The organism is Pseudomonas sp. 2822-17, from assembly GCF_002742485.1.
GTDB classification, from domain to species: Bacteria; Pseudomonadota; Gammaproteobacteria; order Pseudomonadales; family Pseudomonadaceae; genus Aquipseudomonas; species Aquipseudomonas cyclaminis.
On record NZ_LJRZ01000011.1, the window covers coordinates 1 to 228 of the forward strand.

The window sequence follows — 228 nt, forward strand, 5'->3', positions numbered from 1 at the left end:
TCTTCATGATCCAGTTCTTAATATGAATTGCAACCTCTTCTACACTATTAGTAGATGTATTAACGGTTGACATAGGTGGTGTATACGCTTTATCTGCATTTTCTAATAACCAGTTAGCAAACGTTCTATGCTCTTCAATAAGAACCTCTGACCAGCCTCTTTCACGTAACCTTATCTCTCGGGTTTCGTAATCACAATGGAGGTTTAAGTAATAAATGTTGCTAAAAT

At 36.0% G+C, this 228-nt stretch carries 1 protein-coding gene; it reads right to left on the reverse strand.

Annotated elements, in window-relative coordinates:
• The coding region (locus tag AOA60_RS33160) for an AAA family ATPase (RefSeq protein ID WP_218240444.1) at window positions 1-228 on the reverse strand (228 nt) is incomplete at both ends.